This is a genomic window from Bacillus cereus group sp. BcHK124, assembly GCF_027712065.1.
Classification (GTDB): Bacteria; Bacillota; Bacilli; order Bacillales; family Bacillaceae_G; genus Bacillus_A; species Bacillus_A pacificus.
In genome coordinates this window covers 21,122-38,531 of sequence record NZ_JAQFPJ010000021.1, presented here as the reverse complement: position 1 = coordinate 38,531, position 17,410 = coordinate 21,122, and the positions used below count along the sequence as shown (strand labels likewise).

Genomic DNA, 17,410 nt, shown 5'->3' with positions numbered 1-17,410 from the left:
GAGAATATGAATGATAAATGAAGGAGGAATGTAACTATGTCATTAACACCTTATGACCCATTTAGACAATTAGTAAATATAAGAAGAGATTTTGACCGTATCTTTTCTGACCTACCGTTTGATTTTAGTGGGGACAAAGAGCACTTTGGAAGTATTAAGGTAGATGTGCATGAAAGTGAAAATGAAGTTGTTGCAACTTGTGATATACCGGGACTTGAGAAAAAAGAAGACGTAAACATTGATATTGAAAATAATGTATTATCGATTAGCGGTTCTATAAACAAAACAAATGAAACAAAAGAAAAAAATATGTATAGAAAAGAACGTTACACAGGTAGTTTTCACCGAGCTATAACACTTCCGAGTCTTGTATCTACCGAGGGAGTATCAGCAACCTATAAAAATGGTGTATTAGAAGTAAAAATGTTAAAGACTACACCAAATAATAAAAAGAAAATTGATGTGGAATTTCATTAAAATGAGCAAATTATATGAAGTTATGAAAGAATTTGATAAGGATTATTTGCAGGAGATATCTAATATGCAACCAGAATTAGTGGATTTGCTTATATTAACTTGTCATTCTTCAAATAATAAGAAGAAAGCTATATTAGATGAACTTGCTCATAACATTAAGTCATCATATATTAAAAACAATATTAACTAATCTTCCGATTAGAACTATCTAAACAAGGGGGTGTCGAATTTGGCATCCCTATTGTTGTAACAAAGTTAAGAGGTAAAAAAAATGCCCTTACTGTATTTTCTTTATTTTTTGTGAGTTTTCACCTAAAGATACATAAGAAACTATGTATAGATTGTTGTAAGAACCAAATCTATTATACTAGAGTAATACAGGGTATCTATTTTGAATAAATTCAAACTTCGTTCAATTAATTACCTCGGTAGATAGTATTTAACATAAGGATAACTTATCCCCCCCATTCCTTGCTTATTATTGCATAGAGGTAATTTCTTTTTCTACTTCTTCTTGAATTACATTGTTGAAAATAAGTATGCAAATAAATGTACTTTAACTAAACTGTTTTAATTCAATAACTACATATAGAAAGCTCAAAAATACATTATTTTACTTATTAAAATGTATTATTGTCTCTTTGTTACTTATCTTTGCCTTATAAAATCAGAAAATGATTAACAGATGTCTTGTTATTAGAGGATGCAATTCACTATAAAATGTGAATGATAACTTCCAGTAATGTGTTTCAGTTATTATAGCAGAAATTGTGTCATTCTACTTGATGTTCACAATTGGCTAAAAGAATGAACCATGCGTTAAACTTCATTGAAAATAAAGAAATAGACTACAAAGAAACTGCAAAAGTAGCTAAATTTTCCGAGTTTCACTTTTCAAGAATGTTCTCTTCAATCTCAGATGTATCGCTCTCAAAATATATTAGACGTAGACGGTTAACACTCGCAGCATTTGAAATTCAAAAAAGTGAAATTCGGATCATCGATGTGGCAGTTAAATATGGTTATGTTTCTTCTGATACTTTCTCACGTGCTTTTCAAAAAATGCATGGAGTAACCCCTTCCAATGCTCATAATAGAGGGGTACAGTTAAAAGCCTTTCCCAGAATATCCTTTCAAATTACTATTAAAGGAGATACCGAGATGGATTACAGAATTGAAAACCTTGATTTTGAATTAAGAATTGTAGGAAAAAGTAAGCCAGTAAAAACAAGCAGAGCATTTAAAACAATCCCTACGCTTTGGAACACCGCGAAAAAAGATGGATTTATGCAAGAACTAGTAGCTATGTCATGGAAAAATCCAAAATGCACGCTTGAAAGCCTTCTGGGGGTTTGCGGAAAAGAAGCCGCCATAACAGATGAAGAATTTTCCTATTTCATGGGCGTAAGATACGATGGGGAATCCCCTGAAAATATGGAGACGCTTATTATACCCGCAAGTACATGGGCAGTATTTCCGAACATAGTAGATGCATGGAAACGTTTATATACCGAGTGGGTTCCTAACTCCGAGTATGAACTTGCAAATTTACCTTGTATAGAATGTTATTACGGTCCGAAGCATAAACCAAGACACGAACTCTGGGTCCCTGTTATCCCGAAGTAAATTCATATTCAGTAATAGAATGTGTTTATGGGACTCTGCAGACGAAACGCAAATATTATACGCTATCAGAAATATAATTAAAAAGTCAATTCCATACATAAAGAATTGACTTTTGTGAAATTTAGCTAAATCACTCTAATAATGACCTTCTTGGTATTTCAATTTTCCTGAGTTCACTAAATTAACTTGTATGTTGATATGCTCGATACTATCCTTATTTAAAAAAAATGGCTTTTCTTTTATCTCTTGATTCCATCTCTGAGGGTTCTCCCGATATAATATTTCACCTAACCTATAAACGTCTGAATTTATCTCCACTCCTTTTTCAAAAGTATTAAAAATCTCAGCTCTTATTATTTTTTCAGTGTTAGCAACTAACTTGTTTTCACTAATTTCTTTTAACTTTTCGTTTATTCCGGCTTGTAAGGATACGTTAATCTTATATCTCACTTGTTCGTTAGTAATAACTGGAGTTATCCTCACCTTTGGTTTTTCTAATACTATAGAAACAACCGGTTGATCATCCTCAACTATCCATAAAGGAGATCGAACAGTTTTTTCATCTATCCATCTTAGACCGTTTAAATCAGATTCAGAAAGCCATCCCTGTAGATGGTTATTTCTTATAAAGACAGCACCGTCATTTCTTAACAATGGTGCTTTTTTATCTTCCTCTTTCCAATTTTCAGTGGATATTTTTATTGAAGGAATGAAAGCTGTTTGCCCAACAGGATTGCTATCTCGAATAAATTGGAAAAATTGAATGGGTTGTATGTAGGATCTTTGCTTATATCCTTCACTTGGTTCATGAAGTATCGTCGAGAGTCCAGATAAAGTGAAAAATGATTTTGTTTTAAGTACATCTTCAATGGATTCATTTGTAGCATAAAATAGGATATTATATCGAATTTCCCTATATCGATTTATAAAATCAATCGAGGATTTGATATCTTGCTCAAGTAATGTATTACTCAAAATCAATGTAGACACATGTCCCCAAAAAAGTCTTTGTTGTGCATCCTTGTATAATTGATTTAACGCTTCTGTCATGGTAATTCCTTCACCTTTCCCAATCCAAACCGGTGGCTGTTTATCAGGTCTGGCGCCTTCTAGTTTAGCCACATTAGAAAAGTCCAGTAATTGAACATATGCTATATATTTTTCATCTTTATAGTCAATTCCAAGTGCTGCAACATAGTAAATATCTTGTATTTCTTTGATATTCCAACATCCCGTTAATACCGAACTAAAGAGAGTTAGTATGCTTATTAAAAAGAGCTTACGTAGTTTCAGGATTGTCACTCCCCTTCATCCGTCTTTGTATTATCACGAGTACGGACATAACTTACCCGTTCTCTATAACTTTTCCATGGTAACCGAAACAGTGCCTTGAAAAGATCTGAACTAGACTTTGGAAATACTAAAGCTAAATAAGGGATTCCAAAAGAACGTAACCTTGCCATATAAATAACAATCATAAATCCTCCAATCATAAAACCGTATAAACCCATAACACTTGAACAAAGAAGAACAAATCCTCTGAGAATAGATATTGAACTTGCTAATATTTGGTTCACTAGTGTATACCCTGAGATGGCAGAAAGAGCCGTAATAACGATGACTGAAGGAGAAATAAAACCCGACCGAATTGCAGCGTCTCCAATAATGAGTCCCCCAACGACGGAGAGAGTTTGTCCAAGAGGGGAAGGTAATCTTTGACCAGCTTCACGGAACATTTCAAACAGGAATAAAACAATCATAAGTTCTAATGGTGCAGGAAATGGCAAACCCGATCTTGCAACAGTTACAGTCGCAAGAAGAGGAAAGGGAATCTGATCTTGATGGTATGAAAGCAATGCCATCCAGAACCCGGGTAAGTAGACAGCTAAAAGGAATCCTACCCATCTATAAAATCGAGCTAATGACATGGGTAAATAATTAAAATGTGAATCCTCTGCTGCTTTTATCAAAAAAGTAATGGTTACTGGAGCAATAATGACTAATGGTGAGCCATCTACTACTATGATTATTCTACCTTGTAATAAACATTCAACTGCAAAGTCAGGTCTGGATGTATCAGCAGAAAGTGGGAAAATAGAAAGTGATTGTTTGGACACCATCTCCTGCAATTGAGTTGAACTAATAATTCCATCAATCTCAACATTAGATAATCGTTCCCGAATAGTATCTAGCATCTCCGTATTAACCACATCTTCTAGATATAATAATCCCACCTTAGTTTGAGTTCTTGTTCCTATCGTATAAGTTTGATAAGATAGCGTTGGCGATCTTAGTCTTTTTCGAATTAATGCAATATTTGTTGAGATATCCTCTGTAAAATTATCTCTTGGGCCACGAACAGATACCTCGTAATTGGATTGTTCAGTTGAACGGTTTGGTTTATTGGATGCACTAACAGAAAAAAAAGCACTAAATTCCGGAAAATAAATGACTAAATTACCATCGAAGATCTCTAAAGAGATGGAATTTAACCCTGTTTCCACCTTTAAAGGTGTCCATTCCAGATCATCTTGATTCCATTCCACGCCCTCTTTGAATATTTTATAGTAATTTTTTGTAGTCATTTTTTTTAGTTGTGGAATAATGATTTGATTTATTTGTTTTTTATCAACCAAATTCTCACAATAGATAAATATGGTATTTATTTCTTGTTGTTCATTAGTAAATTTATGGAGTACAACTTTAACATCCTCACTTTTTTGATAAGTTGAACGAATTTTTTCTTCATTTACTTCATCAGTATTCTGAAAGGTAGCATGATAAGAGTTCAGTTCCTTTTGTTTTTTATGTTTATTACATTTCAAGAATTATCTCCCCCTTTCCCTTTTAAAAAGGCTAATAACCCAATGCTTAAAGAAAAGATAATTAAAAATAGAAAAGATAAATAAAAATATATATTTTGCAAAAAGCGAACAAATTGCATATCACTAATAGGTAGAAGCACCATCAACGATGTAATTAATGAGCTAAACCCTATTAATAAATGTCTATTCTTATCGTTCTCAAATGGAAATAGCTGTCCAATTATAAACAAACCTAAACTTATTCTTATAAATCCACCTGACAGCCATTGATAAATAGAAAAAAAATCTACATGTTCAATATATTTACCAATTTTTAATAATCGCCATTCCTCGTATGCCGGATACCTCTGATTAGCAGCCTCTTCTGGACCAAAAATAGCAATTGAACCTAACAAGGGACCTAGGGTTAACCCTATTAAGATAATTCCGAGAAAAAGTAAACTTCGAACCTTAATGTTGGGTTTTAATTTGTGTTGTAAGAAAAGTATAAGTGAAACTTCCATTAGAGAACCTGAACTATAGATTACGCCTTTCAAAACAGGATTCAAACCATGTTCTAATATAGGGAATATTTGAGCGTAATCCTTATGAGGAATATTTAGGCTCATGACAAAAAAACCTAAAGCAACAACAAAAACAAGTAAAAAACCTGAAATAATAGATAGGGTAGCAAAGCTAGATGTCGCAGCAAAAAAACAAATGATTAGAAAAACTATGGCTAAGATGAAAACTGGACTTTGAGGGAAATAGGAAGTAACTGTCCAAACAATCATATCCTTTAAGGTAACTCCAATTAATAAAAGGATAAAAACATAGGCAACCGAAGAAAGACCCCAAGCAACACCTTTACCAACTCGGTCCTTTATCCAAGTAAATAAATGGGAGTAATTTGTTTTTTTAATAATTACTTGTAGAAAAACAAGCCACCCCAAAAATAAAACTCCTGAAATTAGTACAGATATCCAAGAATCCCTCTTTGCTGTGCTTAGTAACATGGGTATCACCATTACATGGTTCATTAATCCTATACTCATCATAGAGAGAACAAATATAGTAGAAAAACTTGCTTTATTTTGATCCATTTTCAACCCTCTTATCCCATTATTGTTTTAACTATCCATCTCGTTTTTCCTTTTTGCTACCATATTTTATATAATTACCTAATATTTGATTTATATCCAGAAAACCAACTAAATAAAGCGTTGTGAAACAGCCACAGAAAATAATAGTAACCTTTAAAAATTCAAAGTATAACCAAAATCAAATTACTAGGTAAGAACAACCGCGTTCTTAACTACTTACGTAAACATACCCCAACATTGTTAGATGCCTTAGAAATCACTTCTATATAAAATCAGGAGAGTCATTGCTTCACGCTATTGTGACCATTAAAGAGATGAACAAAAAATAATAAACGAAGAATTCCAGAAGGCGCACCTTTGAACTTTCTCTCAAATCGCTGGCAAAAGCACGTTTATGATGATAGGAATATAAATCGCCAATTATGCGTTGTCTTTTCTTACCGAGTTAAGAAATCTTGTACGCTCAGGTAACGTTTTTCTCCCGCACATATCACCATGGGATCGGAACGTACTTTCTAGGAGAATATTTATTTATATCTAGATTTTGAAATCCATCCCTACATCCACTTAGGATATAAAAAAATGCCTTAGCCTTTAATATCAGCATTTTGTCGGCTGTACCTCTTTATGGGGTAACGAAAAAAAGAGCCGAATTTCTCAGTTTAGGGATTGGGAAATCAGGCTTTTTATATTGGAAATTCCTTATCGTTGTAAATCCGCATTTTCCTGATGCTACCCCATATAGATGTAATTCAAGTACAACAAATTATTGATATTTTACAACAGATACACAGTAGAACCGGTACCAATTATAATATTAAAACAATACAAAGCTGCATCTCTGAATGTAGGCTAGTATTTGATTGGATAGTTAAAAAGAAAGAAAAAAATTCTATAGACAATCCTTTTAGAGCGATAATTCTACATAATGTAGAAGCATTTTCCGAGAGCACTTCCTATATTCCTGAAGAAGTTATAAAGATGTTAAAAGAAAAGCTAAATGAGCTACCTCGATTTGTTCAGGCTGCATGGACTATTATGATGAACACGGGAATTAGAATTAGTGAAGTTATTAATTTGAAAGAAGATTGTGTTATTTATGACACTAAAGATAGTATTTATTACCTTAAATTTATTCCGCATAAAACTTTACAGTATCGAAGAAAACTTGGTCTTGAAGATTATCATTATCTTCCTATTAATGATACAAATTTAATAAATGTTATTAATCAACAAATTAAAGATACAAAAGATTTAAGAGAAATTAACAAAGAAAATAAAATATTTCTAAAAAATACACCAAAGGGAATTAAACTATATTCTAATCAAGAAATATCCCGTGCAATTAATGGGTTAATTCATAAATATAATATATGTGATCGAGATGGAGTATTGTGGAAATATACTCATCATCAATGTAGAAAAACTGTAGCTGTTAATTTATTTACAAATGGAGCAACTGTAGAGGAAGTCAGCGATTGGCTAACACATTTAGATTCGAAATCTACTATGAAACATTATCATGATATTGAACTTATGAAAATTGCTGAATTAGATGCTGAATACTTCGATATTATGTTCAGTAATTTAGATTCAGATATTAAGGATAGGTATAGTCCATCAGAATTTAAAAATTTAAAAGATGAAATTATGCTTGGATCTCGAAATACGCCTGAGGGGCACGGAACCTGTATAAAACATGTATCATTTGGTCCATGTCACAAAAAGAAATGTGTAGGATGCAAAATGTTGATAACAGGGCCTCAGAAGTTGTCCATGTGGAAAACACTATATAGCGAACAACAAACTTATTTAGACGAATGGATAAAAGTTATGATTGAAAATAAAATTGATGACTGGAAAGGTTATAGGGAATATCAAGCAGAGATAAATTTATTACAAATATACGGTGACACAATTCAAAAACTAGAAAAGTTTATAAAAGAGAGGTTATCGGAAGATGAACAAAAGCGTTATCTCCATAATTAGTACAGTTCCATTATATGATGGCAATCTAAGACAACGACTTATAGATAAAATTCCACAATTGGGAGACTTTGATTTTACTGATGATGTTTGGTATTACAATCACAAACATAAGGATTCAAGAGCTAAATTCTACTATGTAGTAAGATTTCATAAGGTCAATGAACCCTACAAAAGTTTATTAAAATATTATGCATTAATTAAAAACCATTCTATTTTCGGCATCCAACAAAAAATATATTATATTACAGCCTTTATACATTTTTTAAATGAAAACTATCCAGGAATAACGATAAAAAATATAAATCAGGATATTATTAATGCGTATGAATACACAATTAGTATTGATAATAATTACAAGCCAAATATTAAAAGTGCCCTCTATAGAGCAATTAGCGATTTTTTTAAAAGCCTTAAAGGGTTTCCGGAGCTCCCTAATACTGTTCCAACAAAATCTATAAATCCTTTTAAACAGGTTCAAAACCCTCAAAATAGGACTATCCCCCCTGCTGCCATTCAAAAGATGGACAGAATAATGAAAAATATGGACATGAATATTCCTCTAGAATTTCGTACTTTTTATTGGTTAATAAGATCATTCCCAAATAGAGGAACTGAGATATTAAGTATGAAAAGAAATTGTTTAAAAACTTTTTATAGCGAATATACAATTAGCATTCCTACCTTTAAACAAAATGGCGGTTATCATGAACCTGAAATGAAAGCGATCCCAATTATTTATTCTGGGCATGGAAAATTTGTGGTGGAACTAATTAAACAATTAAAATTACAAACTGAAAAACTTTTGATAAATTATCCTTTAAACCAGGGGGATAAAAAAGATTATTTGTTCATTGGAAGATATCTGACACTACACAATGATAGTAATGGTAATGTGGATATTAGATATGATAAGAGATATAAATTTGTAAGAAATTTAAACAATATTACAATGAATAGATACCTAAAAAGTCTTGCTGTAATTATTGGCATTGTTGATGAAAATGGAAATTCATGTACTGTAACATCTCACCAGTTTAGGCATAATGCAGTTACAGATAGAATGTATCAAGTTGGTTACACCATGGAACAAATAGTCAAGTTAACAGGTCATAAAAATATAAACATGCCCTCTCATTACTTACATCAATTAAAAGAGAGACAAAAAGAAGTTCATCTAAATATGAGTGAAATAAACAATGGAAAAAATAATGCAGTATCATTTAAAGGAAGAATTATGAATCTTGATAATCAAACGATAAACTTCTTATCAAAGGATCTAAACAAATACTTAACATGGGAAGCAAATGGAAAAAAGGGAGTTGGAATATGTGGTGATATATCTGGGTGCAATCCTAAAGGCACTTCTATACTTTTTGAATGCTATGCATGTGAATGGTTTATTCCAAAAGCTGATTATTATCATGATTACAAAAAGGAACATGAGTACTGGCAAGCTGTAATTGAAAGGGTTGGTACGGATACAAGAAGAGCCTCTCAATTGGAAAATGCCATACGCAATGTTAGTTATTTAGAAAGAATAATCGAGATATGTGAAAAAGGTATAGAGCAGTATCAAAAAGATAATGTAGATAAATGAAATCTAAAATTTATTGAAAGATAGAGGGAAGCAAGATGAATACAGGGCTTATGCAATACCAAGAGAAAAAACGACAAGAATCCATCGAAAAAGTAACGTGGGCTATTCAGACTTTACAAGATTTAGAAGGAGAAGATGCTATTATTCGATCTGAAAAAATCATAGAAATGACAGGACTAAGTAAAACGGCTATTTACAAACCGCATTTGAGAACACTATGGGATCAGCAGTGGATAGGAACGAATATTGACCTAGATAATATGATCAGTAAAATGCAACATAATAGAAAAGTTGTAGAATTAGAAAAAGAGGTGGAACGTGTCAATAAACAGCTAGAAAAAGCAGAAAGAAAAATGACTAATCTACAAAAGAAATTAGAGCTAGAAACCTCTAGAAGTCGAGTATTTATAAATGAGTATGAGGAACAAAAGAAAGAAAATGAAAAGCTCTTATACAAATATTTGAAATTATTAAGGGCGCTTCATGTTCGAGGGATAGAAGTTGATGAATTATTAGAGAATTAACTTGAATATACGAGATAGTGTAAATCTAATAGAAGAGACTAGTTTGCGCATAAACTAGTCTCTTCTATTTTCCTTATTACTTGTGACGAAGCAGGTTCGATATTGTACTACAAGTCTTTCTCCATTATTACGTAAGATTTACCGTCTTTTGTAAACCTACAATTGGATTCTTCTAGCTTCAATTTTTTATAGAAATTTACTTTATTCTCTCTAGCATTACACCAAATTCTTTTCACGCCACGGTTCTTTGCTTCCTGTATTAGATAGTCTAACAATGCACTTCCGTATCCCTTACCTTGTTCATGTGGAAGAGTTACAATTTTTCAAAATCGATCTTCTTCATTGATTATAAAAAGGGAAATGACAGAAATCAGTATGTCCAAGATTTAGCGATTACTTGCAAAATTCATTTAATCTTTTTGCACCAGAACCATATAGGCCAACTACAGCTTCACGGTTGGCCTAAAATTATATAGATTTTTTTATTTATTTCAAAACGATTTTATCTCAACTCGTTATCCAAAGGTACAATGACTTCATCTAATGTCTTTCTCCACTGACGCTTCATTTCTGGTCCGTATTTCAATGGTTTTGCATCTGGATGTACAGCTTTATACTTATCAAATTGCTTGCTGTTGATGATTCCTCCAATATTCGGAATAGGATCCGTTCCTATCACATATTGAATCGCAGATGTATGTAGCTCATCTTCTTCCACAAACCAAGTACTCGCAAAATCTTCAATCGCCTTCTTACGTGTATCAGTGAAAAAGCGTCGTTTCACTCCAAGAATATCTTCCTCTGAATCTATTTCTTTGGAATCAATAGCATTTAAAATTGCACGGTACACGCCTTTAACAATTTCTGATTTCTTCAATTTTTGCAGTGTTTTTTCGATATCGTCACGGATATTCTGATTATTGGCTGAGTATGTTCCTAATAGTCGGTCAATATAGGTTGAGTCAATATCATAGATTTTAATTGCATTTTCTCCATAGAATTCAATGTCTGAGAAATCTGCCTCCGGTCCATCTTGGCCCCCTTCATCTACTAATGAACCCTTAATCGTGTTGTATACACCAATATATTCTTCTAAGGTATTTACCTGTTCTTGAAGTGCTGTTGATTTCTCCATATCATCGTTGTAATCATCATATGTAACTAAAGCTTCATAGGCATTGTTTAGCCCTTGGAAAGCTTTCACAAATTCAATCCGGGTTTCAAGAGGTGAGTGCTCGTTAATATCAGCTGAATTGGGAACTAACGTTGTTAATACTTTGTGAGCCTTTTTAAAACGTTTCTTCGATTCAACATAAGTTGGATAAACAAGATTAGATTCTTCTTGTGCTTCAGAATATAACTTCGTGGCATCCTTAACATTTTGTTCCATTGTCGAAGGTTTCCGGAATGTCACAATCAATCCTTTTGTCTTTCCTGGATAGGTACGATTGGTTCGAGAAAAGGCTTGGATCAAATTGGCATAACTTAAATTTCGATCCACAAATAATGTTTGAATCGTTGGTGCATCAAATCCAGTCAATAAGCGGTCTACAACAATGACTAAGTCAATTTGTTTTCCAAATTCCTTGAATTCTGCTTTCTTACGAGCTAAGCGATTGTTGATATCGCCATTATATCGTTCAATATCCTCTATTGACCAAGCAGTACGATAATAGTCGTTATAGTCCTTAATAATATCTTGCATTTCATCTTGAATTTGTTTAGCATTTTCCTCGTTTTCTTGTATCGAATAGGTGATAGCAATCCGTGGAAAATCTGGATCTTCAATCGTACGCCCCGTTCGAATTGGATGCCCAACAAATTCTTTCGTCAACCATTCTGGATCTTTAGTCATTTCCTTGATCGCCTGATAGTACCGTTTCGCCATATCAATAGAATTTGTTGTTAAAATGGCAGACTTTTGAGGACGACCATTTTGAAAATCAAATTTTGTATAGGCATTATCTGGTCGGAAAATCTTACGAATGACTTTTTGAATATGAATATCCTTTTCGAAAGAAGATGGTTCAAGATATGCTTCCTTTTCCATACTATCCATTTGATCAATAATGTCATTAATTTTATCATCACTAAAATGAGCGTATTTTTCATTTTGACGCAACTTAGCAAAAATATAATTATTTAATGATGTTGGCTCAACCGTATCCTCGTGCTCAACTTGAAATCCTAAAACTGCCCCATCGTCTAACGCGTTTTTAATGGTATAAGTATGTAAGACTTCACCATATTGATCACGAGTAGTGCGAGCTAATCGACCTTTAGCTTGCTTTTTATTTACATCAAATATCGGTGTACCCGTAAACCCAAACCATGTAGAATTAGGGAAAAATTCTTTAATCTCTTTCATTCCTTCTGCACTTAATGCTCGATGGCATTCATCCACGACAAAGACAATATGTTGCCCCAGTAGTTTCTTAAAACGGTGGGTTCCTTTTTGTTCCTCTTGTCTTTGGGCATAGCGCAAAGCAGCTTCTAATTTTTGACGAGTGGTAATAATCACTGTATTAGAATTAGAATCAGAAAGTAGAGTATCACTTAGCTCTTTCGCACTTCCGGTTCCGACAATCAAGCTATTAGACTTGGCATTACCAGAAGAAATACCGGTATTAAACTCGGAAGCAAATTTAGTGAATTCCGTTGTAGTTTGATTATCCAAGTCTTTTCGATCAATCAGCATAATCGTACGATCTACACCTGGTTTACGAGCCAATAGCTTCGTAGAAACAAAACTTGTCAACGTCTTTCCTGAACCAGTCGCATGCCAAACATATCCTGATTCATGTTTCGTAGTAGATGTAAACAAGGCCTCAATCGCATGAATTTGATAAGGGTGTAAGACCATTAATGCTTTATTGTCTTGATCCTCACTCACAATTGTATAATTAGCAATTAACCGATGTGCATCTGGAATATTTAAGACTTGTTTTACAAATTCATAAAGATTTTCTACTTTTCGATTGTCTGTTGTTCGCCAGCTAAAGATAAATTTTTTATGCATGTCTTTTGGCAGCGCATTGGCAAAATAGCGAGTCGTTTGTTCATTGGAAATGACAAATAACTGAAGAGTAGAAAAGATATTATTTCTAAACATTCCTTCTTCTGCGTATTTCTTGATTTGATTATAGGCTTGGAATACGCCGTCTTTGGCACTCACTTGTTTCAATTCAATTTGAACAATTGGCAACCCATTGATTAAGAGTGTCACATCAAATCGGCGATCACGACCATCAACGTTTGCATTTTGTTTCGCAATCTGATGAACGACTTCGTAAGTTGAGATTCCGCCACCAATGTCTTGGTTGGAATACAACACCAACGACATCGACCCCAGTGAAACATCTTCACGTTCAATCGTAATACGAGCAATTCCATTCTCTCCTTTAAGCCATCTAGCAGCATCAAAGGGTGTCTGTGTTTTCGATAGTAATTCTGTTTTAATATTGTCAAATTCTTTATCAGAAATTGGATGTTCCCCAATTTCTGATAAATTATTTTGTGTAATCTTTTGACGCAAGTTCTTCCATAAATCTTCTTCCGATTTTAAATCTGGACGATAATTCCACTGATTATGCCCTTCTCCTAACACTTCAATCAGTCGACGTTCTACTTCAGCTTCATCTTTATGCGGTATCTTTATCATTTTTCTTCCCCCATCTACTTACTTATACAAACATCTTTTGTAAGAAAGCTTTTTTGGTTTCTTTTAAGGCTTCTAATTCACGGTGATGAAGGGAGATCGTGTCGTCTAGTTGCTTGAAAAAGTTGCCGATTTTGATTTGTTCTTCTTCTAATGTAGGAATTCCAACTTCAATTTGCGCTAAATCATTTGAATTAATTGCAGGATAACTGGTTCCTGTACATCTATCGAGAACACTTGAAACAAATTTTTCTTCTTGAAGTTTACTAAATAAGAAATAACTGTCTACATTCGGTCTCATCTGAGCATATCCTGTTGAAAACACATAGTTATCATATGGTAAATCGAAAAGATAATTATTCTTTTGATACGGTCTGACCGTCTGATAAAATACATCTCCCTGTTTAGCTAATCTTTGAGCTCTTGAAGGAGCTGATTCTCTATGTTCAGTGCGGTGCGAAATTAGATTAGTTCCCACAACTGATTCTAAATCTACATATTCAAATTGTTCGGGAAGAACTGATTTTGGATTAAAAACAGCAATATCTTTTAACTTATGCTGTTTCCAATCTCCAGTAAATCCTGGGAACCGAACCTCAGGCACGGGCTCCCCTTCTTTAGGAAACATTTTTTGCAAGAATCCCTGTTTTGTTTGTTTCAGGTTGGTTAGTTCTTGCTGAAGAAGAGTGATAGTTTCATCTAGTTGTTTAAAAAAGTTACCGATTTTGGTTTGTTCTTCTAATGATTTAGGAACTTCTACTTTTAACTGCGAAAGTGATTTTTGACTGACACCTTTAGCAGTTCCCCCACTTGATAGTGAAAACAATTCATTAAACACTTTAGGAGAGTTAAGTAATACCCTAAGAAAATCATTAGTCATTTGGTTCTCATAGACATCAAATGCTATGGTTCTTTGACTAAGGATATATCCCTTATTATCAGGTACTTGTGCTACATTTCCCATGGGTGCTTCTGTCGTAAATAGTACCTGTCCTTGTTTTAATTCCCGTCCCCCCATCCATTTTTGATATAATTCTTCGTCACCGTAATGAGCATCAGCAGAAGGATCTATATACCCATTTTTTACATTCAAAGCAGATAGAGCCAAATAACCACTATCACTCCATTCAAGCCCAAGCTTTTTGGGAGTTCTACCTCTAAAATCTATAGTACTTTTTATGTTATCAAAGAACTTACGCTGTTCCCAATCTTCAGTAAATCCTACAAATCGAATGTCTGGTGTACATTTATTTTCCACGATTAAACACCTCTAACGCACCCTTGATCCATTCTGCGTTTTCTTCACCAAATTGTAGCGAAGAAATCATGTCATATAGGCTAGATTCTAGTTTTGCTTTTTCTTTTCGAATATCTTGAATTGTTGAGCCGATTGTAACCATATCAACTGGCGATTCTTCTTCAAAGGTATCTACGTATCGAGGGATGTTCAAATTGAAATCATTCTCTTTGATTTCATCAAAAGTAGCAACGTGGGCATATTTATCCACATCTTCACGCTTCTTATACGTTTCGATAATTTTATCAATATTTTCTTTGGAAAGTTTATTCTGGTTTTTTTCTTTAGTAAACTCATTACTTGCATCAATAAATAACACATCTCGAGTGGTACGATTCTTCTTCAAGATTATGACTGTTGTTGGAATTGATGTCCCAAAGAATAAGTTTGCTGGCATACCAATAACAGCATCAATACTGCCATCTTCTAGTAATTTCTTACGAATCACACCTTCTGCAGCTCCGCGGAACAGTACCCCATGCGGTAAAACGATTGCCATTGTTCCCGAATCTTTCAAATGATAGAATCCATGTAAAAGAAAAGCAAAGTCTGCCTTTGATTTTGGTGCTAACTTCCCGTAACGGTTGAAACGAGAATCATCTAAGAATGTATCATCTGAAGACCATTTTGCAGAGTATGGTGGATTCATAAGGACGGAATCAAAGGTATATGGCTCATCTGTTGGCCAATCTTTGTTCAACGTATCCCCATTGCGTAAACGCATATCTTCTCTATCAACACCATGCAAAATCAAGTTCATCTTCGCTAGATTATAGGTCGTTGTATTTAGTTCTTGTCCATGATACTTTACACCATCTGGATGGTTAATATAGTTGCGAATATTCAACATCAAGGAACCTGATCCCATGGTTGGATCAAATACGCTAAACAATTTTTTGTCTTCTTGACCAATTGCAGCAATACGAGCCATCATGTCAGATACCTCATGAGGTGTATAGAATTCTCCAGCTTTCTTACCAGCTTCTGAGGCAAATTGACCAATCAAGAACTCATAGGCATCCCCAATGACATCACCATTATGTCCTATCACATCGACATCATTTAATTTCTTCAATACTTCTGTAATGGTAATGTTTCGTTGTTGATCATCTGATCCCAGTTTTTTTGATTTCAAATCCACATCATCAAACAATCCATTAAATTGATCATATTTCGTAGACAAATCGATAAAGGCTTTATTCAAGTCATTCAACTGAAACGTGTTTTGTTTAGCTTGATTAGTTAATACGTTGAATAAATAATCTGGTTCAATATCATAGCCTAATGTATCCACTAACGTTTCAATCAAGTCATTTTTTATATCTTCATCTGCTAATGATTCTCTATACAATTGAGTTTGTTTTTCTTGTGTATTGTATTCTTCTAGTGATTCATCTGCTATTTCAACTACCTTTTCTAATAACTTATCAGATAAATATTTGTAAAAGATCAATCCTAATAAGTAGTTTTTGTATTCTGATGCATCCATTTTGCTTCGCAAGTTGTCTGCGGCACTAAATAATTTTGCGTTTAATTCAGCCATGTTGCGTTCCTCACTTTTTCTATTATTGGTCTAATTGCTTCAATACTTTTAAATACAGTTTCTCTTCAAGTTCTGCTTGTTTCTTTGCCAAAGCTTGGCGCTTTCTCAAAAAGAAATACGCTTTTCCAATCGTTCGTTGTTTCTCAATACTTGGTAACTTGATTTCCAACTCTTTTAAAATTGCTGGAGTTAATTTTGGTACAGTACTTCCTTGCATGGAAATTGCCATTTGCTTTTTCATTGAGTGTGATTCATTCAACGCATAACATAAATAGCTACTATCCAAATGATCATGTTCAATAATGAGTTTCGCAAAGTTTTGGTTTATGACCTTCCCTTGGTTTAAGTCACTCACTATCCCAGCTTTGGAACTAACAAAGCTGAAAACAACATCTCCAGTACTGCTTAAATAGTTGTCTTTATGATTTGAATTTCCACTATAAGAACTAGCTTGTGAGTCTAGAAATGATCCATCTAAATCATTCATTAAATCCTCGTACGAATAAGCAACTAAAGTCAGATTATTTTTCTCGTTTCCTCTAGAAAGGTTTCTTCCTATTCTAACTGTTACGATATCTTCAAGTTTCATATCCTGGCCTCTTCAAAAAAGTATTTCTTTAAAATTACTTAATTACCATTGCGATTAAATCATATCACTCTGAAAATACTCGCTCAACAATTATAAGTAATTTTTAAGAATTACACAAAATAATTATTAGATGATTATTAAGTCTCATCAATTCTAGGAAGTTGAGAAAAAGATGAACAAACTTGCACACAGGAGATCCTTTT

General features: G+C 33.5%; 14 protein-coding genes and 1 pseudogene. 7 read left to right on the top strand and 8 right to left on the bottom strand.

All coding sequences use genetic code 11. The annotated features are described in order from the left end of the window. Positions 1–36 precede the first annotated feature (36 nt). The 3 genes from PDK19_RS22480 (at position 37) to PDK19_RS22470 (ending at position 2,103) form a co-directional block, all read left to right on the top strand. Positions 37–477 carry an Hsp20/alpha crystallin family protein gene (locus tag PDK19_RS22480; RefSeq protein ID WP_000060050.1) on the top strand — a complete coding sequence of 147 codons (441 nt, stop codon included), beginning with the start codon at positions 37–39 and terminating at the stop codon, positions 475–477. Between the two features lie 64 nt (positions 478–541). Continuing rightward, positions 542–667, top strand: coding sequence for a hypothetical protein (locus tag PDK19_RS22475; RefSeq protein WP_255256528.1), 126 nt, complete (start codon positions 542–544; stop codon positions 665–667). A gap of 617 nt (positions 668–1,284) precedes the next feature. After that, complete coding sequence (locus tag PDK19_RS22470) at positions 1,285–2,103, top strand: AraC family transcriptional regulator (protein WP_001015012.1); 819 nt, start codon at positions 1,285–1,287, stop codon at positions 2,101–2,103. A 135-nt stretch (positions 2,104–2,238) separates the two neighbouring features. Here the strand turns inward: PDK19_RS22470 and PDK19_RS22465 are convergent, their stop codons facing one another. The 3 genes from PDK19_RS22465 to PDK19_RS22455 are packed head-to-tail and all read right to left on the bottom strand — an operon-like array spanning position 2,239 to position 6,010. Further along, a complete protein-coding gene (locus PDK19_RS22465) occupies positions 2,239–3,405 on the bottom strand; it encodes a Ger(x)C family spore germination protein (RefSeq protein ID WP_000153859.1) in 1,167 nt (388 codons plus the stop codon). Then, positions 3,402–4,928 (bottom strand): spore germination protein, encoded by a 1,527-nt coding sequence (locus PDK19_RS22460; RefSeq protein ID WP_000649999.1) that lies wholly within the window; start codon positions 4,926–4,928, stop codon positions 3,402–3,404. Before PDK19_RS22460 ends, PDK19_RS22465 begins: the two co-directional genes overlap by 4 nt. Further along, positions 4,925–6,010: an endospore germination permease gene (locus tag PDK19_RS22455; protein ID WP_000372605.1), complete on the bottom strand. Its 1,086-nt coding sequence runs from the start codon at positions 6,008–6,010 to the stop codon at positions 4,925–4,927. The genes PDK19_RS22460 and PDK19_RS22455 overlap by 4 nt, the downstream gene beginning before the upstream one ends. Before the next feature lie 216 nt (positions 6,011–6,226). Between PDK19_RS22455 and PDK19_RS22450 the strand changes: the two are divergent. From PDK19_RS22450 to PDK19_RS22435, 4 genes and pseudogenes are all read left to right on the top strand, one after another. Continuing rightward, a pseudogene (locus PDK19_RS22450) lies at positions 6,227–6,485 on the top strand (hypothetical protein); the annotation flags it as partial. A 506-nt stretch (positions 6,486–6,991) separates the two neighbouring features. Beyond that, a complete protein-coding gene (locus PDK19_RS22445) occupies positions 6,992–7,999 on the top strand; it encodes a site-specific integrase (RefSeq protein ID WP_228920434.1) in 1,008 nt (335 codons plus the stop codon). After that, a complete protein-coding gene (locus tag PDK19_RS22440; RefSeq protein ID WP_001043707.1) occupies positions 7,971–9,596 on the top strand; it encodes a site-specific integrase in 1,626 nt (541 codons plus the stop codon). The genes PDK19_RS22445 and PDK19_RS22440 overlap by 29 nt, the downstream gene beginning before the upstream one ends. A gap of 35 nt (positions 9,597–9,631) precedes the next feature. Beyond that, positions 9,632–10,120 (top strand): DUF6262 family protein, encoded by a 489-nt coding sequence (locus PDK19_RS22435; RefSeq protein ID WP_001091679.1) that lies wholly within the window; start codon positions 9,632–9,634, stop codon positions 10,118–10,120. 107 nt (positions 10,121–10,227) lie between these two features. Here PDK19_RS22435 and PDK19_RS27510 read toward each other — a convergent pair whose 3' ends face one another. From PDK19_RS27510 to PDK19_RS22415, 5 genes are all read right to left on the bottom strand, one after another. Then, positions 10,228–10,440, bottom strand: a complete 213-nt coding sequence (locus PDK19_RS27510; protein WP_080219807.1) for a GNAT family N-acetyltransferase — start codon at positions 10,438–10,440, stop codon at positions 10,228–10,230. A 182-nt stretch (positions 10,441–10,622) separates the two neighbouring features. Beyond that, positions 10,623–13,781 carry a type I restriction endonuclease subunit R gene (locus PDK19_RS22430; protein WP_000590816.1) on the bottom strand — a complete coding sequence of 1,053 codons (3,159 nt, stop codon included), beginning with the start codon at positions 13,779–13,781 and terminating at the stop codon, positions 10,623–10,625. Between the two features lie 22 nt (positions 13,782–13,803). Beyond that, positions 13,804–15,036 (bottom strand): restriction endonuclease subunit S, encoded by a 1,233-nt coding sequence (locus tag PDK19_RS22425; protein WP_000428096.1) that lies wholly within the window; start codon positions 15,034–15,036, stop codon positions 13,804–13,806. After that, the gene (locus tag PDK19_RS22420; protein ID WP_000819001.1) at positions 15,026–16,618 is read right to left on the bottom strand and encodes a type I restriction-modification system subunit M; all 1,593 of its coding nucleotides are present in this window, start codon (positions 16,616–16,618) and stop codon (positions 15,026–15,028) included. Before PDK19_RS22420 ends, PDK19_RS22425 begins: the two co-directional genes overlap by 11 nt. A 22-nt stretch (positions 16,619–16,640) precedes the next feature. After that, positions 16,641–17,207, bottom strand: coding sequence for a restriction endonuclease subunit S (locus tag PDK19_RS22415; RefSeq protein ID WP_000762856.1), 567 nt, complete (start codon positions 17,205–17,207; stop codon positions 16,641–16,643). Positions 17,208–17,410: the final 203 nt, after the last annotated feature.